The following is a 20,029-nucleotide window of genomic DNA, read 5'->3' as shown; positions in this document are numbered from 1 at the left end:
AGCCGGACTCGGGCCGTTCGGGGGTGTTGAGGGGGTCGAGTCCGGCTCGTTCGCGTTGCTGCAGGCGGTCAGGGCGAGGGCCGTCAGTGCGGCGAGGGTCGTCGACGTCGCTCGGGAGCGCAGTGAGCGGTGGCGCATTCGCTTCGCTTTCACTTTCTCGTTGTTCGTCAGCCGCCTGAGCGCGGGAAGGAGACCTCCACCCTGCGGTTCTTCTTGCGGCCTGCCTCCGTCGAGTTGTCGGCGATGGGGTACTGCTCCCCGTAGCCGCGGACCTCGTAGGTGATGTCGGCGTCGTTCAGGGTCTGGGACAGGACGTCGTGCACGGCGTTGGCGCGCTTCTTGGAGAGGACGTCGCCGTGGGCCGAGGCTCCGAGGTCGTCGGTGAAGCCGAAGACCCTGACCCTGGTGGCGTTCTGGGTCTTGATCTCGTCGGCGATGCCGGTGATGCGGGACTTGGCCTCGGCTCCCAGTTTCGCGCTGTCCTTGCCGAACAGCACCTCTGCCTGGAGGGCGAGCGTCACGCTCGTGTTCGTGTCCTCGCGGCGTTCGTCGCCGCCCTGCTCCTCCACGATGGACTTGATGTCCAGGACCTTCGCCCGTGCCAGCGTCGCGCCGTCCGGGAGTTTGAGGTCCGGGTCGTTGGCGTCCACCTCGACGGGGGCGGACGCGGAGGGTTCGGTGCCCGGGGGGTCGCCCGGGTCGTCGTCGGCCTGAGCCGTGGTGGTGCCGTAGAGGGTGCTGGCCAGCAGGAAGGAGATGGCCGTTGCCAGGCGGAGGTTCGAGGTCATGAGGGCCTCACCCGGAGATGGAGATGGTCGCGCTGGCGAAGGTGGGCAGTTGGAACGTGACCTCCGCGGTGTCCGCGGGCGGTGCGGGGAACTGCATGAAGACAGCAAGACGGTCGCCTGCCTTCATCGTCGAGAAACCGGATGTCGTCAGCGGGCGTCCGTCCGTGTCGCGCAGTACGTAGTAGCGCTTCTTGCTCTTGGAATCGACAAGAGTCGCACCACCGAGCGACCTGCCGTTACGAACGATCTCCGTCTCGTTCCCGCTCAGGGCCGAGGGGATCGCGACACTTTTGTCGGCATCGTTCTTGAGTTCGCCGTTGACCGTCACGAACCCGCCCGAGTCCCTCTCGGCGGAGGTGATCCGCAGACTCAGACCGTCACCCCCCTTCAGCTCGGCCAGAGGTTCCTCCGCAGTGCCTTCCTGAGCACTCGGGGCCGACCCGCCCTCTTTCGACGCCGAGGCCGTCGCCTTCGGCTTGTCGTCACCGTCACCACCGCCACCGCAGCCGACCAGGCCGAAGGCCAGCATCACCGCAAGGGGCCATGCGGCCACTCCCCCGCGGGTTCTTGTCGTGAACCGAATGCTCATGACTCCGTTTTCCTCATCCTCGTCGTTCGCTTGTCAGCTGTCGGCCAGATGGACATCAAACAGGTCCTCGGGCTTCGGCAGGTCCACGAGATCGTCCGGCTTCAGGTCCCAGTCCTCGCCACCTTTGCAGGAGAGGGTGGGCAGCACCTCGTCGTCGGCGTCATCGGCAGGTGGCTCGAACGAGCAGCGGGCGTCGATGACGGCGGTCGCGGTCTCTGTCGCCTTCTGGTTCTCCGTGCCCGGCACGATGCTCTCCCCGACCGTGTCGTTGGTCTCGGCGACGACGGTGTAGCTCAGGAGCCCGTCAGGTGCGCAGTCCACAGTGGCGTCGTTGCTGGCCGCCAATTGCTGAGCACGCCAGCACGCGCTGGGAACCGGCGCCTTCCCCTCGAAAATGTCCTGCCATACGTCCGGGTCCAGAACGTTGTCGAGCCACTCGTCGGTGAGTCGGTCCCTGGTTTCCAGGGCTGCGGCGAGCGCCGCCGCGTCCGCCGCCGTCTGTGCATCACCACGGGTCGCTCCTGCCTGGCCGACCGCGAAGTACGCGAGTGCGAGGAAGAGCAGGCCCGCCACCACCGTGATGTAGATGGGGAAAGCCTGCCCTGCGTCGCCGCGTTCACGGAGCCGACTCACCCACCGGTGACTTCGGCGATCTTCGAAGTGATCGCGTCGTAGATCGTCTGCCCAAGGCCCGTCCCCGAGATGACCAGCACGATCGCCACCACCACCGCGATGATGCCCAGGTACTCCACGGCCGTCTGGCCCTTGTCGTTGCGGGCGGTGGCTCGGGTGTGCAGGTAAGTTGCCGTGGTGCGGAGCCAGTTGTTCATGATGTTCCCCTCCAGGGTGGAGGGCCCTCCCGTGCGAGGGCCCCGGGGACCCGTCGCGGGCCCGGTCAGGTGCTGTGGGGCGGCGGTCCTGGGGGGCGGTGAGCTGCTGATCGGTCGTGTTGGACGTTCCGTCGGACACCGTCTCCGCCTCCCTCGTGCTCGGTTCGGACCTGGACCTGTTGGGAACACCAGGACATGACTGTCCCACAGCTGATTGCAAGTGCGAAAGGTTTTGCGTGGAAGTCGTCCAACTAGGGGCTAGATCTTCCGTTGTTGATGTTTTCCAGACGTGTGCAGTCGCACTGTCGCTGTGTACGCCGCCTCCTTTCCGCGAACGCGTGACCGGCATGGTGGGCTCTCCTCCTTCCGCTGGTCGACCACTCGCCTGCTCGCCTACTCGCCCGTGATCGAGCCGAAGTCCGTCCCCGAGCCGAGCACCAGCCCGGCGCCCAGGAGGATCAACGTGGCCGGGACCATGAAGGTCGTGATCATCATCGTGGCCTTGGGGACCGCGCGGGCGGCCTTGCGGCGGGCGTTCTGGGCGTCCGTCCGGCGCATGTCCTTGGCCAGGGAGACCAGGGTGTCGACGATGGGGGCGCCCAGTTCCTCGCCCTGCTGGAGTGCCGTCACGAACATCGCCACCTGTTCGGAGTCGTTGCGCCGGCGCAGTTCCGCGAAGGCCTCGCGGCGGCTCATGCCGAGGTCCATCTGGCGCAGGGTGATGCGCAGTTCGTCGGCCCAGGGACCCTCGTAGCGCATCGCCACCCGGTCCAGGGCCTGCCGGAAGCCGAGGCCCGCGCTCACCACGACCGCCAGGACGTCCAGGAAGTCCGGCAGCGTGCGCTCGATGACGTCCTTGCGGATGCGGATCGCCGACCAGATGCCGACCTCCGTCCAGAACGCGCCGAAGGCCAGCATCACGACCGCGCCCAGGAGTTGGCCGCGGGCCAGGAAGGCCAGGAAGCCGATCAGGCCCAGGACGCCGTACACCGCCCTGCGGGCCGCGTAGCGGTCGATGGTGAGGCCGCCGGGGTTGCCGGCGAGGTCGATGCGGCGGCGGTACCTGGCCACCAGGGACGGACCCATCAGGCGGAGCACCGCCGGGGCGTAGCGCATGCCCATGCGGTCGATGAGGGAGTGGGCCGTGCCGGTGCGGGTGGAGCCGACCTCCAGGGCGAGGGCGAGGTCGTCGGGGAGTTTGGCGTCGGCCCGGTACATGCGGATTCCGGCGAAGGCGCCCCAGACGCTCAGGCCCATGAGGAGGGCGAGGAGGAGGCCGGTGAGGGGGATGCCCATGTCTGCTGCCCGCCTCCTTTCAGACGTCGATGCGGGACAGGCGGCGGATGAGGACGAAGCCGAGCGCGTACAGGGCGAAGGCGATGATCACCGCGGCCTGGCCCGCAGGGGAGCCCGTCATGCGTTCCAAGGCGCCGTCCTTCACCCCGTTCATCAGGAACAACGAGCCGACGCCCAGGACGGGAACGGCGTACGACGTCATCGTGACCTGGGAGAGCTGGGTGCGGACCTCGCGCCGGGTCTCCTTGCGTTCCTCCAGCGTCTCCGTGAGGTTGCGCAGGGCGCTGACCACCTGGCCGCCGGCGCGGTTGGAGAGGACGAGGGTGGTGACCAGGACGACCAGCTCCCGGGAGGGGAGGCGGTCGGCGAGTTCGCCCAGGGCGTCGTCCATGGAGGCGCCGATGGCCAACTGGTCGGCGACCTTGCCGAGTTCCTCACCGGCCGGGGCCTCCAGCTCCTCCGCCGCCATGCCGATCGCGGTGCGCAGGGCGAGGCCGGCCTGGGTGGCGTTGGCGAGGATGCGGGCGAGTTCGGGAAGCTGGTTGATGAACTTCTCGATGCGTTTCTGGCGCTGCCAGTTGAGGAACTGGATCGCCACGCCCACGCCCAGCAGGCCGGCGAGAGGGCCGAAGAAGGGGGCCAGGGTCGCCTGGCCGATCAGCCAGAGCGCCGCCACGGTCGCGAGCATGTACGCGAAGAACTCGCCCGGTGTGACGTCCAGGCCCGTGGCCGACAGGCGTCGTTCCAGTTGGCGGCCGAGCTTGGTGCGGCGCAGGCGGCGGTCCAGGGTGGGGAAGCGGCGGCGCCGTCCGGCGACCGGTACCTGGCCGGTGGCGGAGAGGCGGTCGACCAGGGCCGCGCGCTGGGCCCGGCCCGCGGCGTAGGAGTGCAGGCCGACGACCCCCAGGACGCACGTCAGCAACGTGATGCCGGTGGTGAGCGTGACGAGCGTTTCCAGTTCCATCGGCGGTTCCTACCTGGTCTCCGTGGTGTTCATCGCGGGCCTCCTGCGTTCGTCGCGGTTCTTCTGACGTGCGTCGCGGGGCCTGCCTACCTGGCTTCCCGGGTCGTGAGCTGGTCCGGGGTGTGGGCCACGCCGAAGGCCTGGGGGATGGGCTGGTTGGCCATGTAGAGGCGCTCGGCGGTGCGGTGCGGGAGCGGGTGGTACTCGTACGTGCCGACGATGCGGCCGTCGGCGGTCATCGGGCGGGCGTTGAAGCGGGCGACCGTGGCCAGGCGGTACGGCTCGCCCCCGTGGCTGGCCAGCAGGGCGATCTCGGTGATGCGGCGGGCTCCGTCGGCGAAGCGGGTGAGCTGGACGATGACGTCGACGGAGCTGTTGATCTGGTCGTGCAGGGCGACGAAGGGGATCTCCACGTCCGACATCGAGGCGAGGGTCTGCAGGCGCATCAGGGCGTCCTCCGCGCTGTTGGCGTGGACGGTGGCGAGGGAGCCGTCGTGGCCCGTCGACATGGCCTGGAGCATGTCCAGGGACTCGCCGCCGCGGACCTCGCCGACGACGATGCGGTCGGGGCGCATGCGCAGCGAGTTGCGGACCAGGTCGCGGATGGTGACCCGGCCCTGGCCCTCCACGTTCGGCGGGCGGGACTCCAGGCGGATGACGTGGGCCTGCTGGAGCTGGAGTTCCGCCGAGTCCTCGATGGTGATGATGCGGTCGGATTCCGGGATGAGACCGGAGAGGGCGTTGAGCAGGGTCGTCTTGCCGGTGCCGGTCGCGCCCGAGACGATGATGTTGAAGCGGGCCTGCACCAGGCCGGCCAGCAGGTACAGCATGTGCTCGTCGAGCGAGCCGAGGCCGATCAGTTCGTGGAGCGTGAAGGAGCGCGGGAAGCGGCGGATGGTGAGCGTCGCGCCGGTGAGGGAGAGCGGCGGGATGATGACGTTGACGCGTTCGCCGGAGGGAAGGCGGGCGTCGACCATCGGGTTGGACTCGTCCACGCGGCGGTTGACCGTGGACACGATGCGCTCGATCGTCTGCATCAGCTGGTCGTGGGAGGCGAAGCGGAGCGGCAGCTGCTCGACGCGGCCGCCGCGCTCGACGAAGATCGCGTCGGGCCCGTTGACCATGATCTCCGTGATGGAGGGGTCTTCGAGGAGCGGTTCCAGGATGCCGAGGCCCAGGGCCTCGTCCACCACGCGGCGGATCAGCTGGGAGCGTTCGGCCGTGGACAGGACCGGGCCCTCGCGGCTGATGATGTGGCCGAGCACCCGCTCCAGGCGGGCGCGGCGTTCGGCCATCGCGAGCGAGCTCATCTCGGCGAGGTCGATCTCCTCCAGGAGCTTGGCCCGGTAGGAGGCGACCAGGTGTCCGTCCTCGCCCCGGCCGCCGTTCTCCTCGGGCGAGTGGATGCGTGCGCGCAGGCTCATGCGTCCTCGGCTCCTCGGTCAGTGGTCCAGCGGCATGGTGGCGGTCCTGGTGGCGTCCCCGAAGTCCCAGCCGGGGACGATGGAGGGGATGCCGACGGTGGCGGTGACGGTGACCTCCTCGCCGCCGTACGACGGGGGGCAGTTCGTGCCGCCGGCCAGCCAGCTGCTGACAGCGGCCGCGCAGGCGCCCTGGGCGCTCTGCTGGAGCGAGGCGCTGCGGGCTCCGGCGCGGGCGGCGGTACCGGCCTGCTGGGCGGTGTACGCGATCAGGCCGAGCTGTACGACGGCCATACCGACGACGATCAGGATCGGCAGGAAGCCGAGGTACTCGATGGCGACCTGGCCCCGGTCCCGGTTCCTGCCCCGGCACCTGCCCCTGCCCCTGTCACGGGCGGGCGCGGAGCCACGTCCGGAGTGCGTCGCGGAGTACGGACCGGAATACGGACCGGAGTACGGCATCTCAGTCGTCCTCCTCTTCCACGGCCCCCGCGTGTCCGTGCACGGTGAACGGGAAGCTGACCGTGCCCGGGAAGAGGATGGGGACCTCGATGCGCACGTCGGCGGTGACGTACCCGCCCGCGGTGCCGCAGTCCACAGCGGCCCCTCCCTCCCACGCTCCCGGCAGCTTGTCCAGGCCCGCCTCCTGGCAGGCCCCCTGCCGCGCCCCCCGCTCGGCGGCCGTCGCCGCCCTTACCGCCTCGTCGGCAGCATTCCCCGCAAGTGTGTAGGTGTACCCCACCAGTACGAGCTGCCACAGCACCACCAGCGTCGCGACGATCACCGGCGTCATGCCGAGGAACTCGATGGTGACCTGGCCGCTCTCCCGGTCCCGGTCGCGGTCACGATCCGGACCCCGGTGCCCCGGCCACCTCACCCCCCACCGCCTCATCCCCCACCGTCCCTCCGGCGCCGGAAGCTCACCGAGCCCCGGTCGCCCCGGAGGCGGCCGTGGCCGTGACCCTTGCGGTCGCCCTCGGGGGCGCCGGCCAGGCCCAGTTCACCGGCGAGGGTCCACAGGGCCTGCTTCACCGCGCCCTTGGCGTCGAGTTCGTGGACGCGGCCGGCGTTCACGGCGGCCTGGAGTTCCTTGAAGCCCGCCGGGACCGCGGTGGCCGCGACGGCGGTGCCGGTGATCCGCTGGATCAGCGGGGGCTGGATCTCCGCGCTCCGGGTGTGCCGGTTGACGACCACGGTGGTCTCCTCCGCCTTGCGGATCTGCAGCCGGTCCCACAGCCGCACCGCCCGCTTGGCGCCCCGTACGGCGACCACGTCGGGGGTGGTGACCAGCAGGGCCGTGTCGGCCACCTCCACGGCGGCCGCGCCCGCGCCGCCGAGCTGGGCGCCGCAGTCGACGACGACGACCTCGTAGCGCGAGCGCAGGGCGCCGACGATCTGGCGGGCGGCGCGGTCGGTGACCTCCTCGCCCCGTTCGCCCTCGCCGGGGGCGAGGAGCAGGGCAAGACCGCTGTCGTGGCGGAAGACGGCGTCGGCCAGGACGCGCGGCGAGAGGTCGGTGATGGCGGCCAGGTCGGCGACGGAGCGGCGGAACTGCACGTCCAGGTAGGCGGCGACGTCGCCGGTCTGGAGGTCCATGTCGAGCAGGGCGGTGGAGCGGCCGGAGGCCTGGGCGGCCAGGGCCAGTTGGACGGCGGTGAGGGTGGCGCCCACGCCGCCCTTCGCGCCGCTGACCGTGACGACGGTGCCGCCGGCGCCGGTGAGTTCGTCGGCGCCGCTGCCGAGGTGCCGGCGCACGCCCGCCGACCACTGGGCCACCGCCTGGACGCGGCTGGCGAGTTCCTCGTAGCCGAGCGGGAGGGAGACCAGGCCCCGGGCGCCGTAGTCCATGGCGGCCTGGAAGAGGCCGGGGCCGGGGTCGGAGGTGACGAGGATGACGCCGACGGCCGGGTGGCGCAGGGCGACCTCCCGGATCAGCTCCAGGGCCGGTACCGGGCCGATCCGCTCGTGGACGACGACGACCTCGGGCAGTTCGTCGACGGACTCGGCGGCCAGCCGGGCAAGGGTGTCGGCGAGCTGGGTGGAGTCGACGACGGGCGCGAGGGGTTCGGCGTCGGGGAGCTGGCTGAGCAGGGTCGTGATGGACCGTACGGCGTCCGCGTCGCCGGCTGCCGGGAGGATCCTGGTGGCCATACGGCTCTCACTTGTCCTTCGCGAGTTCGTACGTCCGGTCGGCGTCCGGAACCGTGGAGTCACCGCCGGGCGCCACCAGGGCGAGCCGGACCCGCCGGGCGAACGACTCGGCGTAGGTGAGGCGCTGGGCGTCGAGGGTGGACAGGGCGAAGGTGATGGGGACGGCGTCGGTGGGTTCCCGGTCGCGGCTGTCCTCGTCGGGTTCGAGCGAGGTGAGTTCGCCGACGTCGATGACCTTGGCGTTGGTCACGATGATCTTGGACTGGTCGGGGTCGCTCTCGCGCTGTCCCTCGAAGGTGGCGTACACGTTGACGGCGGAACCCGGTGTGATCTTGCCGGCGACGCCGGTGGCCGCGTCGATCATGATGGCGACCTCCTGCTGTCCGGGCCGCAGGGCGGGCGTGTCGACGATCATGTCGGTCTGGAGCAGTGAGCCCGCCTTCAGCTTCGTCACGGCTATCTTCCCGCGGACCTGGCCGAGTTCGGTGACGGCGTTGTCGGACAGCCAGCGCTCGGGCATCTCGACCTTCTCGAACTGCGCCGCGCCGAGCTGCGTATAGGGCTCGATGTCGGATTTCACGCGGTACGCGGCGACCTCGGGGCCGACCTTGGACTGCACGTCGTTGATGACGGACAGCACGCCGGCGAAGGCGCCGAGGGCGCAGAGGACCGACAGGATCAGCAGGATGATGCCGCGGCGCTGGCGGGAGTTCATGGGCCGTGCAACCTCATTGGGGGAATCGGTCGGACCGGATCGGATGGCGGGGAAGGCTGAGCGGTACCGACCTACCCCGTGAGGGCACGTCTCTCACTGCGGCGGCCCAGTGCGGGGTCGCGGCGGTGGCCGAGGGCGCGGCCGCCGTCGTCGTCGTACACCGGGGGCGTGGCGGAGCAGAACACGCAGCGGTCGCCTATGACGTCGATCCCGCACCAGTGGCAGGTGCTCTGCCGTACCGACGTGACCAGTTGGTAGAGGACGGAGAGGTCGGGCAGGTAGGCGCAGAACTCGGTCAGCCGCCCGGTCCCCCACCAGTGCGGCGACTCGGCGGGCAGCGGCATCTCACGCAGCCCCTGCACCTGCCAGGACGGGGCGAGGGTGCCGGTGACCCAGTCGGCGGAGTGCTGCCCCTTGGCCACCAGCAGCCAGGTGGCGAACTCGGGCCCGGACAGCGCGGCTTCGGGCCCGATCCGCACCAGCTGCGGCACCGGGTGGGCCACCACGCCGAACTGGCTGCCCGGTACCCAGGACCTGGCGTGCGCCTTGAGGTCCACGGGCACCCGGTCGAGCCGGGTCACCGAGCCGAGCACGGCACCGGCGTGGACGTAGTGGGTGAGCAGCCGGCCGGCCGAGGCGAGGATGCCGGGGCTGAGGTCGCAGGAGGCGAGCTGGCGCAACTGGCGTACGAGGACGGCCAGTCCGAGCGGTGGCAGCGACGGCTGGAACAGTGCGACGCGGTCGGTCTCCAGGAGGGCGCGGACGGTGCGCAGCCGTCGTTCCACGCTCGCCGGGACGGCCTGCGAGCACACCACGACGACGTGCCCGTGCTGGTCGACCAGCGACTGCAGTTCGGCCAGCACCTGCTCCAGGGGACGTTGGTCGACGTCCTTCAGCACGACCGCGGGCAGCGTTCGTTCGTCCTGTGGCGGCAGTGCCAGGTCGGCACTGGTCACGGCAATGGCAGTTGGCACGTGCGGCTCCCCGTCTCCCCATGCCCGCAGGTCCGCCGGCATGGCTCCGGCACACCCGGATGACTTCGCTGCGTGACTACCTGAGCACTGTATCCACGCGTCTGTGACGGGAGAACAGCGATTCTCCAGCTCTGGAACAACTTGTGATGCGCAAGGTACGCCAAACCAGGACGGGTTGAGCATTTCACGATCCACGGCCGAACCGGCACGGCACCCAACGGCCGAACCGGCACGGCTACCAACTGCCGAACCGTCGCGGCGGCCAACTTGGTCCGTGCCCACCCCTTGACACCCCTGATTGGTCTGGACCACCTTGTACGTCAACGGTGGCCGCCGTCCCCATCCCCCCACTCCCCCCGGAGGCAGCAGTGGACTCCGCAAGCAGGCGGCGCACGCGTCGGCTCGGCACCTGGACGGCCGCCGTCACCGGCGCCCTGGCACTCGCGTTCACGGCCGTCGGCCCCATGTCTTCCGCGAACGCCGAGACCTCGTCCGGCGCGACGGCCACGTCCTCGGCGGCGACGGAGGCCGGTGCCGGTGCGACCGCCGACGTCCCGAAGCACGCGGTGACCGGTTACTGGCAGAACTTCAACAACGGGGCGACGGTCCAGAAGCTCTCCGACGTGCCGGACGACTACGACATCATCGCGGTGGCCTTCGCCGACGCGACCACGACGCCGGGCGCGGTGGAGTTCAACCTCGACTCGGCGGGGCTCGGCGGCTACACCGTCGACCAGTTCAAGGCGGACGTCGCCGCCAAGCAGGCCGCCGGCAAGAAGGTCATCATCTCGGTGGGCGGCGAGAAGGGTACCGTCGGGGTGAGCGACTCGGCCTCCGCGACGAACTTCGCGGACTCCGTCTGGTCCGTCATGCAGGAGTACGGCTTCGACGGCGTCGACATCGACCTGGAGAACGGCCTCAACCCGACCTACATGACGGAGGCCCTGCGCGCCCTGTCCGAACAAGCGGGCCCGGACATGGTCCTGACGATGGCGCCGCAGACCATCGACATGCAGTCGACGTCCGGTTCGTACTTCGAGACGGCGCTGAACGTGAAGGACATCCTCACGGTCGTCAACATGCAGTACTACAACAGCGGCACGATGCTGGGCTGCGACGGCCAGGTGTACGCGCAGGGCTCGGTGGACTTCCTCACCGCCCTGGCCTGCATCCAGCTGGAGAACGGCCTCGACGCGTCGCAGGTCGGCCTCGGCGTGCCGGCGTCGTCCAGCGCGGCGAGCAGCGGCTACGCCGAGCCGTCGGTGGTCAACGACGCCCTGGACTGCCTCACCCAGGGGACGAACTGCGGTTCCTTCAAGCCGTCCAAGACCTACCCCGACCTGCGCGGCGCGATGACCTGGTCCACCAACTGGGACGCGACGGCGGGCAACGGCTGGTCGGGCGCGGTGGGTCCGCACGTGCACGCGCTGCCGTAGCACTCCGGCCCGAGCCCCGTGCGGCCGCCCACCCCCTCCGGGAGAGCGGCCGTACGGGGCTCAGTCGCCCCTGCCCAGCACCTCGTTCGGCAGGAACTTCTGACGCGCCCACAGGCTCACCAGTACCGCCCCGCCGACCAGCAGCGGCACCGGGTCGTGGGCGGCCGGGGCCAGTACGTACCCCAGCGCCATGACCGTGCAGACGATCAGCGGCACGAACGCAGCCGCGCCCTCCATCCCCCAGCGCAGCGTCGGCCGGGCCATGCCCAGGACACTCGCCCCGCCGGGCAGCCACGGGCCCGCGGTGATCACCAGGAGGCCCGCGGTCCTGCAGCCGTCGACCAACTGACAGGCCAGGACACCGGGCCGGTGCGGGCCGACCGCCCACAGCTGCAGGGTGTCGCCGAGCAGCATGAGGGACAGGCCGACGATCCCCGCCCACAGCGTGGCCCTCCGGTCACTGCGCACCAGGCGGCACAGCGCCAGCAGGAAGCTCAGGAACACCAGCTCGGCGGCCCACAGGAAGCCCACCATCCCCTCCCCCAGCCGCCAGCCGCTGCCCGTTCCGCTCAGCAGGACCCATCCCGCCATGAACAGGGCTCCCGCCGCGACGAACCCGTCGAGCACCCGCCGCAGCAGCACGGGCCTGCCGGTGCCGGCATCGGCCGCGACCACCAGTCCGGCCGTCCCCAGGCCGACCGCGAGCGTCGCCCCGACGGCCACGACCGGCCCCAGCAGCCACCGCTCGTCCTGCCCCGGGTCCGCGGAGTGCGCCGACAGCACGTCGGCCAGCAGCCGGTACGCGCCTCCGGCCACCGCCGAACCCCCCAGCAGGAGCAGCCGCGTCCGCACCCGACCGCTCGTCCACCGCGCACGGAGCACCAGCGACACCGCCAGTACGCCGCAGCCGATGGACGGCCCCAGGGCCACCGTCCGCGCCACCGCGCTCCCCAACCCCGACATCAGGCGCGCCTTTCACCGGTCCTGCTCCCGGGACCCTCCTAGGCCCTGGGGTTGCCATCACAGAACGTAGAAGACCCACCACCTGCACCGAACTGAACCGCGGGCGCATTCACCCGTACCGCGTACGACGGAGGACTGTGGCTGCCGCGGCGCCGGACCACCCGTCAAGGCGCCCCGTACGCCGCGGCGCTCGCCCTCGGAAGGGTCGCCCACATACGGGTGCCGCCGCCCGGCTCCCTCGCCTCCCCGAAACCCCACGCGCCGTCGCAGGCCCGGCAGACACAGGCCAGCACGCGCAGAGCCGCGCGGCGGCGGGTGTCGCAGGCCGTGGCGAGGTGGGGGCTGATGTGCCGGGGATGACTGTCGTAGACGATCACCCGGAGGGTGGCGGAGCGGTAGCGGAGGGTCAGGTAGTAGTTCTGCGACTCCGTGAACTGACAGGCCACGGCCGACAGTTCACCGACCGCTTGCAGCGCCGGGTCCAGCATGTCCGTCAGCCCGTGCGCCCGCAGCACCTCCCTGGCCGCCGCCCGCGCGAGCGCTGCGCTGGCCAGGGCGGCGGGGAGCGTGAAGCTGTAGGCCAGCGTCTCGGGCACGGGCGGCGCCGGGTCGGCCGGACAGGAGGGTGCGGAGGGGCAGCGGGTCTCGGGCATGGTGACTCCTTCGGAGAGGGCTGCCGGTGGCTTCGTCGCGCAGGCAGGCCTGCACAATGCACTTCCGGACTCGCCGGGTGACGGGAACGTCACTGAATGTGGAGTCAGTTGTGGGTCAATTACCACTCACTCATAGAAATTGACCCGATCGTGGTCCGCGGGTGCCGAAGAGGCGACAGACTGCTGCGAGATCACAGAGGAAGGAAGGGCATGCCTCCGAGGACGACACCGACCGAGCGTCAGAGGCGACTGGGCGCCGAACTGCGGAAGATGCGGGTCGCGGCGGGCGTAACGGCCGACCAGGCGGCCGGACTGCTCGGGCTCGACCGGGCGAAGATCTCCAACGTCGAGACGGGCATCCGCACGATCAGCCCGGAACGGCTGCGCACCCTGGCCTGCAACTGCGACTGTTCCGACGAGGCCTACGTCGAGGCGCTCGTCGCCATGGCCCGTCCGGGCGCGCGCGGGTGGTGGGAGCGGTACCGGGGTTCGCTGTCCGCAGGGCTGCTCGACATCGCCGAGTTCGAGGCGCAGGCGACGCGCATGCGCACCATTCACGTCGCGCACATCCCGGGTCTGCTGCAAACCAGCGACCACGCGCTCGAACTTTTTCGGGCCGTTCTGCCACCGCTGCCCGAGCACGAAGTCGCACTGCGACTGGCGTACCGCGTCGAGCGTCAGCAGGTACTCGAAGGGGATGACCCGCCCGAGTACGTCACCGTCGTCCACGAGGCGGCCGTGCGCATGCAGTTCGGTGGGCCCAAGATCGCGCGAGCCCAGCTGGAGCACCTGCTGGCGGTCTCCGAGCGGCCCGCCGTACGGCTGTTGGTCGTGCCCTTCGCCGCCGGATCCTTCCCCGGCTCTGGGCAGATCTTCAACTACCTGGAAGGCCCGGTTCCCCAACTGGACACCGTCCAGGTCGACAGCACCCACGGGCCGGAGTTCCTGAGTGGTGATGCTCAACTCGCGAAGTACCGTACACATCTGGACTGGATGGAGCGCATCGCCCTGTCTCCGCAGGCGTCCCGCGACTTCATCCGGGAAGTCGCCAACGGCCTGTGAGGAGACGCACCATGGACGAGATCACGTGGGAAGAGCCCTTCTGCGGGGAGGGAGCAAGCTGCTTCCGCCTCGGCACCGACACCAGTGGCCACGCCTACATCGCCATAGCCGGCGAGGAGGACACCCCCCTCACCGACAGCCGGGACGCCCTGCGCCGCATGATCCTCGACATCAAGGCGGGCAAGGCGGACCATCTGCTGTGATGCCGGGCACGCGCGTCGCCATCCCGCGGGGCCCGGCGCGAGGGGCGGTTCCGGTGTCCGGGCCGTCCGTCGTCAGCGCGGCATGGCGGCGAGCCTGCTGGACAGGCGATTCATCCGCTGCCTGGTCTCCCGCAGATGGTTGAGGCAGTACGTCACGAGCTTCGTCCTCTCGCGCGACGACAGCTGCTGCCACCTGGCGAACCGCTCCACGCGCTCCTGGAGATTCGCCCGGATGTCTTCCAACTCGTCCTGCACCCCGTACGCAACCCGCAGGAAGTGCTCCTCGTGGTCGAGGGTCATCCGGTTCGGCCGGCTCATCTGGCGTTCCATCGCCCGGATCTGGGACCGCACGTCCTCGTAGGCCGCATCGGTGCTGTTGCGCACGCCGACCAGCTTGTCAGCGATCCGCTGCACCTTCGGCAGGCCCAGGGAGGCGTACTGGTCGTCGACGTCGTAGGGCACCCCGAAGTTCTGGGCGATGTCCATCACTTCGTGCAGCGTGTGATAGGCGAACTCGGTCGTGTGGTCGAAGTTGATCCGCCAGAACGAGAAGATGCCCCAGCCGACGGCGGCGATCTCCTCCTTCGACGCCCCCGCCTCGGCGGCCATCTTGTACATCCGGGCCGCCGTGTAGGACTGTCCCGCCCAGACGGGAATGTTCCTCGAACGCGCCAGCCGCGTGGTGTTCGAGTTCTCGTTCCGCGTCGAGGGGTGCTCTTTGACCGAGCCGTCGGGCTTCACCACCGGGTTCTGACCGCGGTCCTGCACGACGACCCGATTGCCGTGGTGGTCGTACCCCGCGGTGCTCCAGGTGTCGTCCTGGTCGATCTCCGGCACGTGTTCCTTGCCCATGCCGGGCGGCGTGTGACGAGAGTGGCCGAAGTACTCGCTGAGGTCGTGCAGGGCGATCATCTTGTCCCTGAACCCGAACTTCTCCGGGTTCTGCATCAGCGCCAGGAAGCCGCCGTGGTCCGCGACAAGGGTTTCGAGCGAGGTCCCTTCGAACTTCTTGTTGAACCGCCCGTCGAAGTACGCCAGGTAGGACCCGATGGGCCTGTTGGCCTTGCTCGGGTCATGCCGGCCGTGCTTGATCGGCTGCGACTCGATGTGGGACAGCCCGGTGGCGAGCTCGTGATCCATGATCTTGGCCTCCCGCCCGGTCATGCCGCCCTTCATGCCCTCCGCCATGCGGTGGATGCGGCGCAGGAGCACATTCAGGAAGATTTCGACTTCTCCCTCCCTCTGGACATGCTCTGCGGCGTTCTTCTCCTGGTGCCGTTTTTCCTTGGCGTAGACCCAGCCCATGAGGTTGCGGGCCAGCTCCGTGTAGTTGTTGACCCGGACGTCACGGTTCTTGGCGCCGAAGTCCTCGTTCACACCGACGAACTGCTTGAGGACGGGATGGTTTCCCCGCTGCCCGACGGGGGACACGATGACCTTGCGCAACTGCTGGGCGATCCGCCTCTCCTCGCGGTCGAACATCGCTTGTTCCTCACGGGAGAGCTCCCGCGCCGCCTGATCGCGGAAACCGCCCACGGCGTGATTCACCAACTCGTTGAGCACCGCCTCGTGCTGGTGCGGTGCCAGCCCGTCGGTCCTCTCCTTGTACTCCTTGCTGTAATCGAGGCTGCCGACCCGCAGGGCCCGCTGCACCGGGGCGGCGGACCCCGCCGCCCCGCGCCGCCCGGGCGCGGCCTTCCGACCCGCCCCGAGGCCCCGGCCCACGGCGGCGTTCCCGGCGAGCCGCTGCACGGCCAGGATGTCCGGCGCCGCGCCACCGGACGCGAGGGGGGCCGCCGCACCCCCGGCGTGTCCGTCCCCGCCCAGCAGTCGACCGACCGCCGCGTTTCCCGCCAGCTGCTGGAGGTTCAGCGCCGAGGCACCCTGGAGCCCCGGGCCCCGGGCCTTCTTCCCTTGCTGACGGCCCAGGCCGGGGTCGTACTCGTGCATCGCGACAGCCTCCTGGAGTTCGCCCCGTGTACGGGGTTCGGACACGTGTCCATTCTCCGGTCTACCGCTCCTGAGGCACACTCGGGAAGGAGCCAGGAGGCACTGTGGCCTGACTGTTCGGGCAATCACTTACAGCCGGGCAGGGCAGGGCCCGGGCAGCAGGGCTGTTCCGTCGGATCGGGGAACATGCACGCCCGCAGGGCGAACCGGCCTAGAAGAACTCCGACCACGGCTGGTCCCAGATCTGCTTCACGCACAGGACCAGGAACAGCAGGCCCGCGATCGCGAGCATGCCGTTGCTCAGGCCGCCGTTGCGCCATTCGCGGGGTGTGCGGGAGGAGTTGAGGAGCCACATCAGGGTGAGAGCGAGGAAGGGCATGAAGGCGGCACCCAGGACGCCGTAGATGATGATCAGGCGGAAGGGCTCGTCCTGGAAGAGCAGGATCATCGGCGGGAACGTCAGCCAGAGCAGGTAGGCGCGGAACGTCCAGGACTTCTCGCGGCGGCCCGAGGCCAGTTCGTCGGCGCGTGCCTCGCGTTCACCGCGCTGCCGGGCCAGGAAGTCGGCGAACATCAGGCTCACGCCGTGCCAGACGCCGATCAGGGACGTGAAGCTGGTGGCGAAGAAGCCGATCAGGAAGAGCTTGCCGGTGGCGGTGCCGTACTGCTGCTCCAGGATGTCGCCGAGCTGGATCAGCCCCTTGTCGCCGCTCGCGATCGCGATGTTCGCCGAGTGCAGCAGCTCCGCGCCGACGAAGAGCATGGCGATCACGAAGATGCCGGTCGTCGCGTAGGCGACCCGGTTGTCCAGGCGCATGACCTTCATCCAGCCGGTGTTGGTCCAGCCCTTGGCGTTGACCCAGTAGCCGTACGCGGCCAGCGTGATGGTGCCGCCGACGCCGCCGATCAGGCCGAGGGTGTTGAGGACCGAGTCCTTCTCGTCCGGGAGGACCGGCAGGAGGCCCGCGAAGGCGTCACCGAGGTTCGGGGTGACGCGGATCGCGAGGTAGACGGTCACGACGAACATGACGCCCACCAGGACCGTCATGACCTTCTCGAAGACGTTGTACTTGTTGAACCAGACGAAGACCAGACCCACCAGACCCGAGGCGATGCCCCACCATTCGAGGCCCATCACGTCCGGGAAGAGGGCCTGCAGGGGCAGGGCGCTGGACGACATCGCCGCCGCGCCGTAGACGAAGCCCCAGATCACGGCGTAGATCGCGAAGAACCAGGTCGTCCAGCGGCCGAGGCTGGCCCAGCCGTCGAACAGCGTGCGGCCGGTGGCCAGGTGCCAGCGGCCGCACGCCTCGGCGAGGGAGATCTTCACCAGGCAGCCGATGACGGCCGCCCACAGCAGGGTGTAGCCGAAGTTGCTGCCCGCGATGAGCGTCGCGACGAGGTCGCCGGCGCCCACCCCGGTCGCCGCGACGACGATGCCGGGGCCGATGTAGCGCCAACTGGACTTACGAGGAGCCGGACCGGTGCCGACCGGTACGCCCGCGCCTGTGGTGTTGCCCGTGGTGTCCGCCATGGTGGTCAAGAAAGCCCATGGCGGACAGCGGGACAAGAGGGCGTGCGGGGATCTTCACGCGATGCGCCTACTCGGCGCGGGCGGTGGCGTCCTTGTCGGTCTTCTCGTCGGACTTCTCGTCGGGCTTCGAGCCTGCGTCCGCGTCGGACTTCGCGTCCGTCTTCTTGTCGGCGTCCTTCGCCTCGTCCTTCTTGTCGGCGTCCTTCGCGTCGTCGCCCTTGACGGCGTCGCCCGACTCGGCGTCACCGTCCGGCTCGGCGTCACCGTCCGGCTTGCCGTCACCGTCCGGCTCCGCCTCCGCGTCGGGCTCCGCAGCCGGCTCCGGCTCGTCGTCCTCGAAGTACGCGTCCAGGACCTCGTCCAGGGCGGACTCCCACTCCGCGAAGCGGCTCCGGGACGTCGCCTCGATCTCGATCGGGTACCAGCGGCGGTCCGGCGTGTGCACCGTGACGGTGAACCGCTTGCCGAAGCGGCCGGTCTCCGTCTCCACGGCCCCGACCTCGTCCCAGCGGAACTCGCACGCCTGGTCGTCGAGGGACAGGCGTACGCCCTTGTGGTCGGCGACGATCTTCGCTCGGCGGTCGGAGGCCTCGAAGACGGGGCCGTCCACGGGGGCCTCGTCCTCCGCGTCCCCGGAGCCCGTCACCCCGGAGCCCGTCTCCTCGGCGTCCGCCGCATCCTCGGCGGGCGTTTCGCCGGCCGTCGCGGGCTCCTCGGCGTCCTTCTCCGCCTCGTCGCGTCTCACGTCCTCGGGCCCACCTGACACGGGTGCGGTGAGCCCGGGGATGAAGGCCGGGTCGAATCCGGCGCCTTCCAGGGGCTGGCTCGTCGATCCTCTGCGCTGCTCCACAGCGGGCAGTATGGTCGACGATCCTGTGTCGGACACAGCCAGCCCCCGTCATCGTTATCAGACGACTACCCGCGCCCCTGATCCGTGGCCCCTACACGAAGAGGCTGACCACGGCCGCCACCACGAACCCGGCCAGCGACAGCACGCTCTCCAGCACGGTCCACGTCTTCAGGGTGTCCCGCTCGCTGATGCCGAAGTACTTGGCGACCATCCAGAAGCCGCCGTCGTTGACGTGCGAGGCGAAGATGGAGCCCGCCGAGATGGCCATGATGACCAGCGCGACGAACGCCTGCGAGTGGTCGCCCTCCGCCAGCAGCGGCGCCACGATGCCCGCCGTCGTCACGATCGCCACGGTCGCCGAGCCCTGCGCCACCCGAAGCACCAGGGAGAGCAGGTAGGACAGGACGATCACCGGCAGGCCGACGTCGTTGAAGGTGTCGGAGAGGGCCTGAGCGACGCCGCTCGCGCTGAGGACGGCGCCGAAGACCCCGCCCGCGCCGACCACGAGCAGGATGTTGCCGACCGGCTTCAGCGAGGCCGTCGAGACGGTCTCCAGGGACTTGCGGGACCAGCCGCGCCGGATGCCGAGCAGGTAGTACGCGAGGAACAGCGCGATGGTCAGGGCGACGAACGGGTTGCCGAAGAACTCGATCACCGAGCGGAGGGTGGACGGGTCCAGGGCGATGGAGGAGAAGGTCGCGGCGAGGATCAGTACCAGCGGGGTGCCGATGATGCCGAGGACCGTGCCGAGCGGGACCGGGTTCTCGTGCGGCGTGACACCGGCCCTGCGCTGCTCCTCGACCACGGACTGCTTGGCCTCCTCGGCCGCCTCGACCATGTCCTGCGGCACGGCGACGAAGATGCGGCGCCCGACCCAGGCCGAGAAGGCCCAGGCGGCGAGCACGGCCGGGATGCCGCAGACGATGCCCATGAGGATGATCCAGCCCAGGTCCACGTGGAGCAGACCGGCGGCGGCCACCGGGCCGGGGTGCGGCGGCAGGAAGGCGTGGGTCATGGAGAGGCCCGCCAGCAGCGGCAGGCAGTAGAGCAGGACCGACTTGCCGGAGCGCTTGGCGGCGGCGTAGACGATGGGCGCGAGGACGAAGATGCCCACGTCGAAGAAGACCGGGATGCCGAAGATCAGACCGGTCAGGCCCATCGCGAGCGGGGCGCGCTTCTCGCCGAAGAGGCCGAGGAGGCGGGAGGCAAGTACTTCCGCGCCGCCGCTGACCTCGAGGATCGCGCCGAGCATGGTGCCCAGGCCGATGATGATGGCGACGTGGCCGAGGATGCCGCCCATGCCGGACTCGATGGTCGAGACGGCGTCGGACTTCTGCACGGTGCCGAAGAGTTCGGTGACCGAGAGGCCGGCGAGCAGGCCGACGGCTATGGAGACGGCGAGCAGCGCGACGAACGGCTGCAGCCGGACCTTGATGATCAGGAAGAGCAGCAGCACGATGCCGATCGCGGCGACGGTCAGCAGGCCCGCCGTGCCGTCGATCAGGGTGAGGAGACCGCCGGTGTGCGGTGGCGCCTCGTCGGCGGCGAGCGGGAGGGATATGTGGGACATACGGGGGTCCTCTTGCTAAGCGCATGGAACTTTCGGGCAGGGCGGGGCGCGGCACGGCGCCCCGGCCTGCCCGAAAGTTC

The 20,029-nt window shown here is 69.9% G+C and carries 20 protein-coding genes and 1 pseudogene; 3 read left to right on the top strand and 18 right to left on the bottom strand.

All coding sequences use genetic code 11. The features are described from left to right. Window positions 1-167: 167 nt before the first annotated feature. The 12 genes from HZS56_RS33100 to HZS56_RS33045 form a co-directional block, all read right to left on the bottom strand. A complete protein-coding gene (locus HZS56_RS33100) occupies window positions 168-788 on the bottom strand; it encodes an OmpA family protein (protein ID WP_216724515.1) in 621 nt (206 codons plus the stop codon). Between the two features lie 7 nt (window positions 789-795). Further along, a complete protein-coding gene (locus tag HZS56_RS33095) occupies window positions 796-1,377 on the bottom strand; it encodes a hypothetical protein (protein ID WP_216724514.1) in 582 nt (193 codons plus the stop codon). 33 nt (window positions 1,378-1,410) lie between these two features. Continuing rightward, window positions 1,411-2,010 (bottom strand): pilus assembly protein TadG-related protein, encoded by a 600-nt coding sequence (locus tag HZS56_RS33090; RefSeq protein WP_216724513.1) that lies wholly within the window; start codon window positions 2,008-2,010, stop codon window positions 1,411-1,413. Beyond that, window positions 2,007-2,207 carry a hypothetical protein gene (locus tag HZS56_RS33085; protein ID WP_216724512.1) on the bottom strand — a complete coding sequence of 67 codons (201 nt, stop codon included), beginning with the start codon at window positions 2,205-2,207 and terminating at the stop codon, window positions 2,007-2,009. The genes HZS56_RS33090 and HZS56_RS33085 overlap by 4 nt, the downstream gene beginning before the upstream one ends. A 393-nt stretch (window positions 2,208-2,600) precedes the next feature. After that, window positions 2,601-3,503: a DUF5936 domain-containing protein gene (locus HZS56_RS33080; protein WP_216724511.1), complete on the bottom strand. Its 903-nt coding sequence runs from the start codon at window positions 3,501-3,503 to the stop codon at window positions 2,601-2,603. A gap of 19 nt (window positions 3,504-3,522) precedes the next feature. Continuing rightward, entirely contained in the window at window positions 3,523-4,467 is a 945-nt protein-coding gene (locus tag HZS56_RS33075) for a type II secretion system F family protein (protein ID WP_216724510.1), read from the bottom strand. An 86-nt stretch (window positions 4,468-4,553) separates the two neighbouring features. Next, on the bottom strand, window positions 4,554-5,891 hold the full coding sequence (locus tag HZS56_RS33070; protein WP_216724509.1) for a TadA family conjugal transfer-associated ATPase: 1,338 nt from the start codon (window positions 5,889-5,891) through the stop codon (window positions 4,554-4,556). An 18-nt stretch (window positions 5,892-5,909) separates the two neighbouring features. Further along, window positions 5,910-6,350, bottom strand: coding sequence for a TadE/TadG family type IV pilus assembly protein (locus HZS56_RS33065; protein WP_216724508.1), 441 nt, complete (start codon window positions 6,348-6,350; stop codon window positions 5,910-5,912). A 1-nt stretch (window position 6,351) separates the two neighbouring features. Further along, window positions 6,352-6,780 (bottom strand): TadE/TadG family type IV pilus assembly protein, encoded by a 429-nt coding sequence (locus HZS56_RS33060; RefSeq protein ID WP_216724507.1) that lies wholly within the window; start codon window positions 6,778-6,780, stop codon window positions 6,352-6,354. Continuing rightward, window positions 6,777-8,039, bottom strand: coding sequence for a CpaE/TadZ family protein (locus HZS56_RS33055; RefSeq protein WP_216724506.1), 1,263 nt, complete (start codon window positions 8,037-8,039; stop codon window positions 6,777-6,779). Before HZS56_RS33055 ends, HZS56_RS33060 begins: the two co-directional genes overlap by 4 nt. A 7-nt stretch (window positions 8,040-8,046) precedes the next feature. After that, window positions 8,047-8,754, bottom strand: coding sequence for a Flp pilus assembly protein CpaB (gene cpaB, locus HZS56_RS33050; protein WP_216724505.1), 708 nt, complete (start codon window positions 8,752-8,754; stop codon window positions 8,047-8,049). Window positions 8,755-8,825: 71 nt separating this feature from the next. Beyond that, complete coding sequence (locus tag HZS56_RS33045) at window positions 8,826-9,770, bottom strand: hypothetical protein (RefSeq protein WP_216724504.1); 945 nt, start codon at window positions 9,768-9,770, stop codon at window positions 8,826-8,828. Window positions 9,771-10,273: 503 nt separating this feature from the next. Between HZS56_RS33045 and HZS56_RS33040 the strand changes: the two are divergent. Then, a pseudogene (locus HZS56_RS33040) lies at window positions 10,274-11,164 on the top strand (chitinase); the annotation flags it as partial. 60 nt (window positions 11,165-11,224) lie between these two features. Here the strand turns inward: HZS56_RS33040 and HZS56_RS33035 are convergent. Together HZS56_RS33035 and HZS56_RS33030 are read right to left on the bottom strand one after the other, a co-directional pair. After that, window positions 11,225-12,127 (bottom strand): hypothetical protein, encoded by a 903-nt coding sequence (locus HZS56_RS33035; RefSeq protein WP_253915294.1) that lies wholly within the window; start codon window positions 12,125-12,127, stop codon window positions 11,225-11,227. 164 nt (window positions 12,128-12,291) lie between these two features. Then, the gene (locus HZS56_RS33030) at window positions 12,292-12,780 is read right to left on the bottom strand and encodes an ATP-binding protein (RefSeq protein ID WP_216724503.1); all 489 of its coding nucleotides are present in this window, start codon (window positions 12,778-12,780) and stop codon (window positions 12,292-12,294) included. A 210-nt stretch (window positions 12,781-12,990) separates the two neighbouring features. On the opposite strand from HZS56_RS33030, the gene HZS56_RS33025 reads away from it, so the two are divergent. Further along, window positions 12,991-13,842 (top strand): helix-turn-helix domain-containing protein, encoded by an 852-nt coding sequence (locus HZS56_RS33025; protein ID WP_216724502.1) that lies wholly within the window; start codon window positions 12,991-12,993, stop codon window positions 13,840-13,842. A gap of 11 nt (window positions 13,843-13,853) precedes the next feature. Then, window positions 13,854-14,045, top strand: coding sequence for a hypothetical protein (locus HZS56_RS33020; protein ID WP_216724501.1), 192 nt, complete (start codon window positions 13,854-13,856; stop codon window positions 14,043-14,045). A 72-nt stretch (window positions 14,046-14,117) separates the two neighbouring features. Here the strand turns inward: HZS56_RS33020 and HZS56_RS33015 are convergent, their stop codons facing one another. From HZS56_RS33015 to HZS56_RS33000, 4 genes are all read right to left on the bottom strand, one after another. Further along, window positions 14,118-16,040, bottom strand: coding sequence for a hypothetical protein (locus HZS56_RS33015; RefSeq protein ID WP_216724500.1), 1,923 nt, complete (start codon window positions 16,038-16,040; stop codon window positions 14,118-14,120). Window positions 16,041-16,206: 166 nt separating this feature from the next. Further along, window positions 16,207-17,529 (bottom strand): Nramp family divalent metal transporter, encoded by a 1,323-nt coding sequence (locus HZS56_RS33010; protein ID WP_216724499.1) that lies wholly within the window; start codon window positions 17,527-17,529, stop codon window positions 16,207-16,209. A gap of 67 nt (window positions 17,530-17,596) precedes the next feature. Then, on the bottom strand, window positions 17,597-18,379 hold the full coding sequence (locus HZS56_RS33005; RefSeq protein ID WP_308408217.1) for a hypothetical protein: 783 nt from the start codon (window positions 18,377-18,379) through the stop codon (window positions 17,597-17,599). Between the two features lie 91 nt (window positions 18,380-18,470). After that, the gene (locus HZS56_RS33000; RefSeq protein WP_216724498.1) at window positions 18,471-19,949 is read right to left on the bottom strand and encodes a GntP family permease; all 1,479 of its coding nucleotides are present in this window, start codon (window positions 19,947-19,949) and stop codon (window positions 18,471-18,473) included. Between the last annotated feature and the right edge of the window lie 80 nt (window positions 19,950-20,029).

The organism is Streptomyces mayonensis (assembly GCF_018982965.1).
GTDB classification, from domain to species: Bacteria; Actinomycetota; Actinomycetes; order Streptomycetales; family Streptomycetaceae; genus Streptomyces; species Streptomyces mayonensis.
The sequence above is the reverse complement of the archived record's forward strand: the minus strand, read 5'-3'. Positions and strand labels throughout refer to the sequence as shown.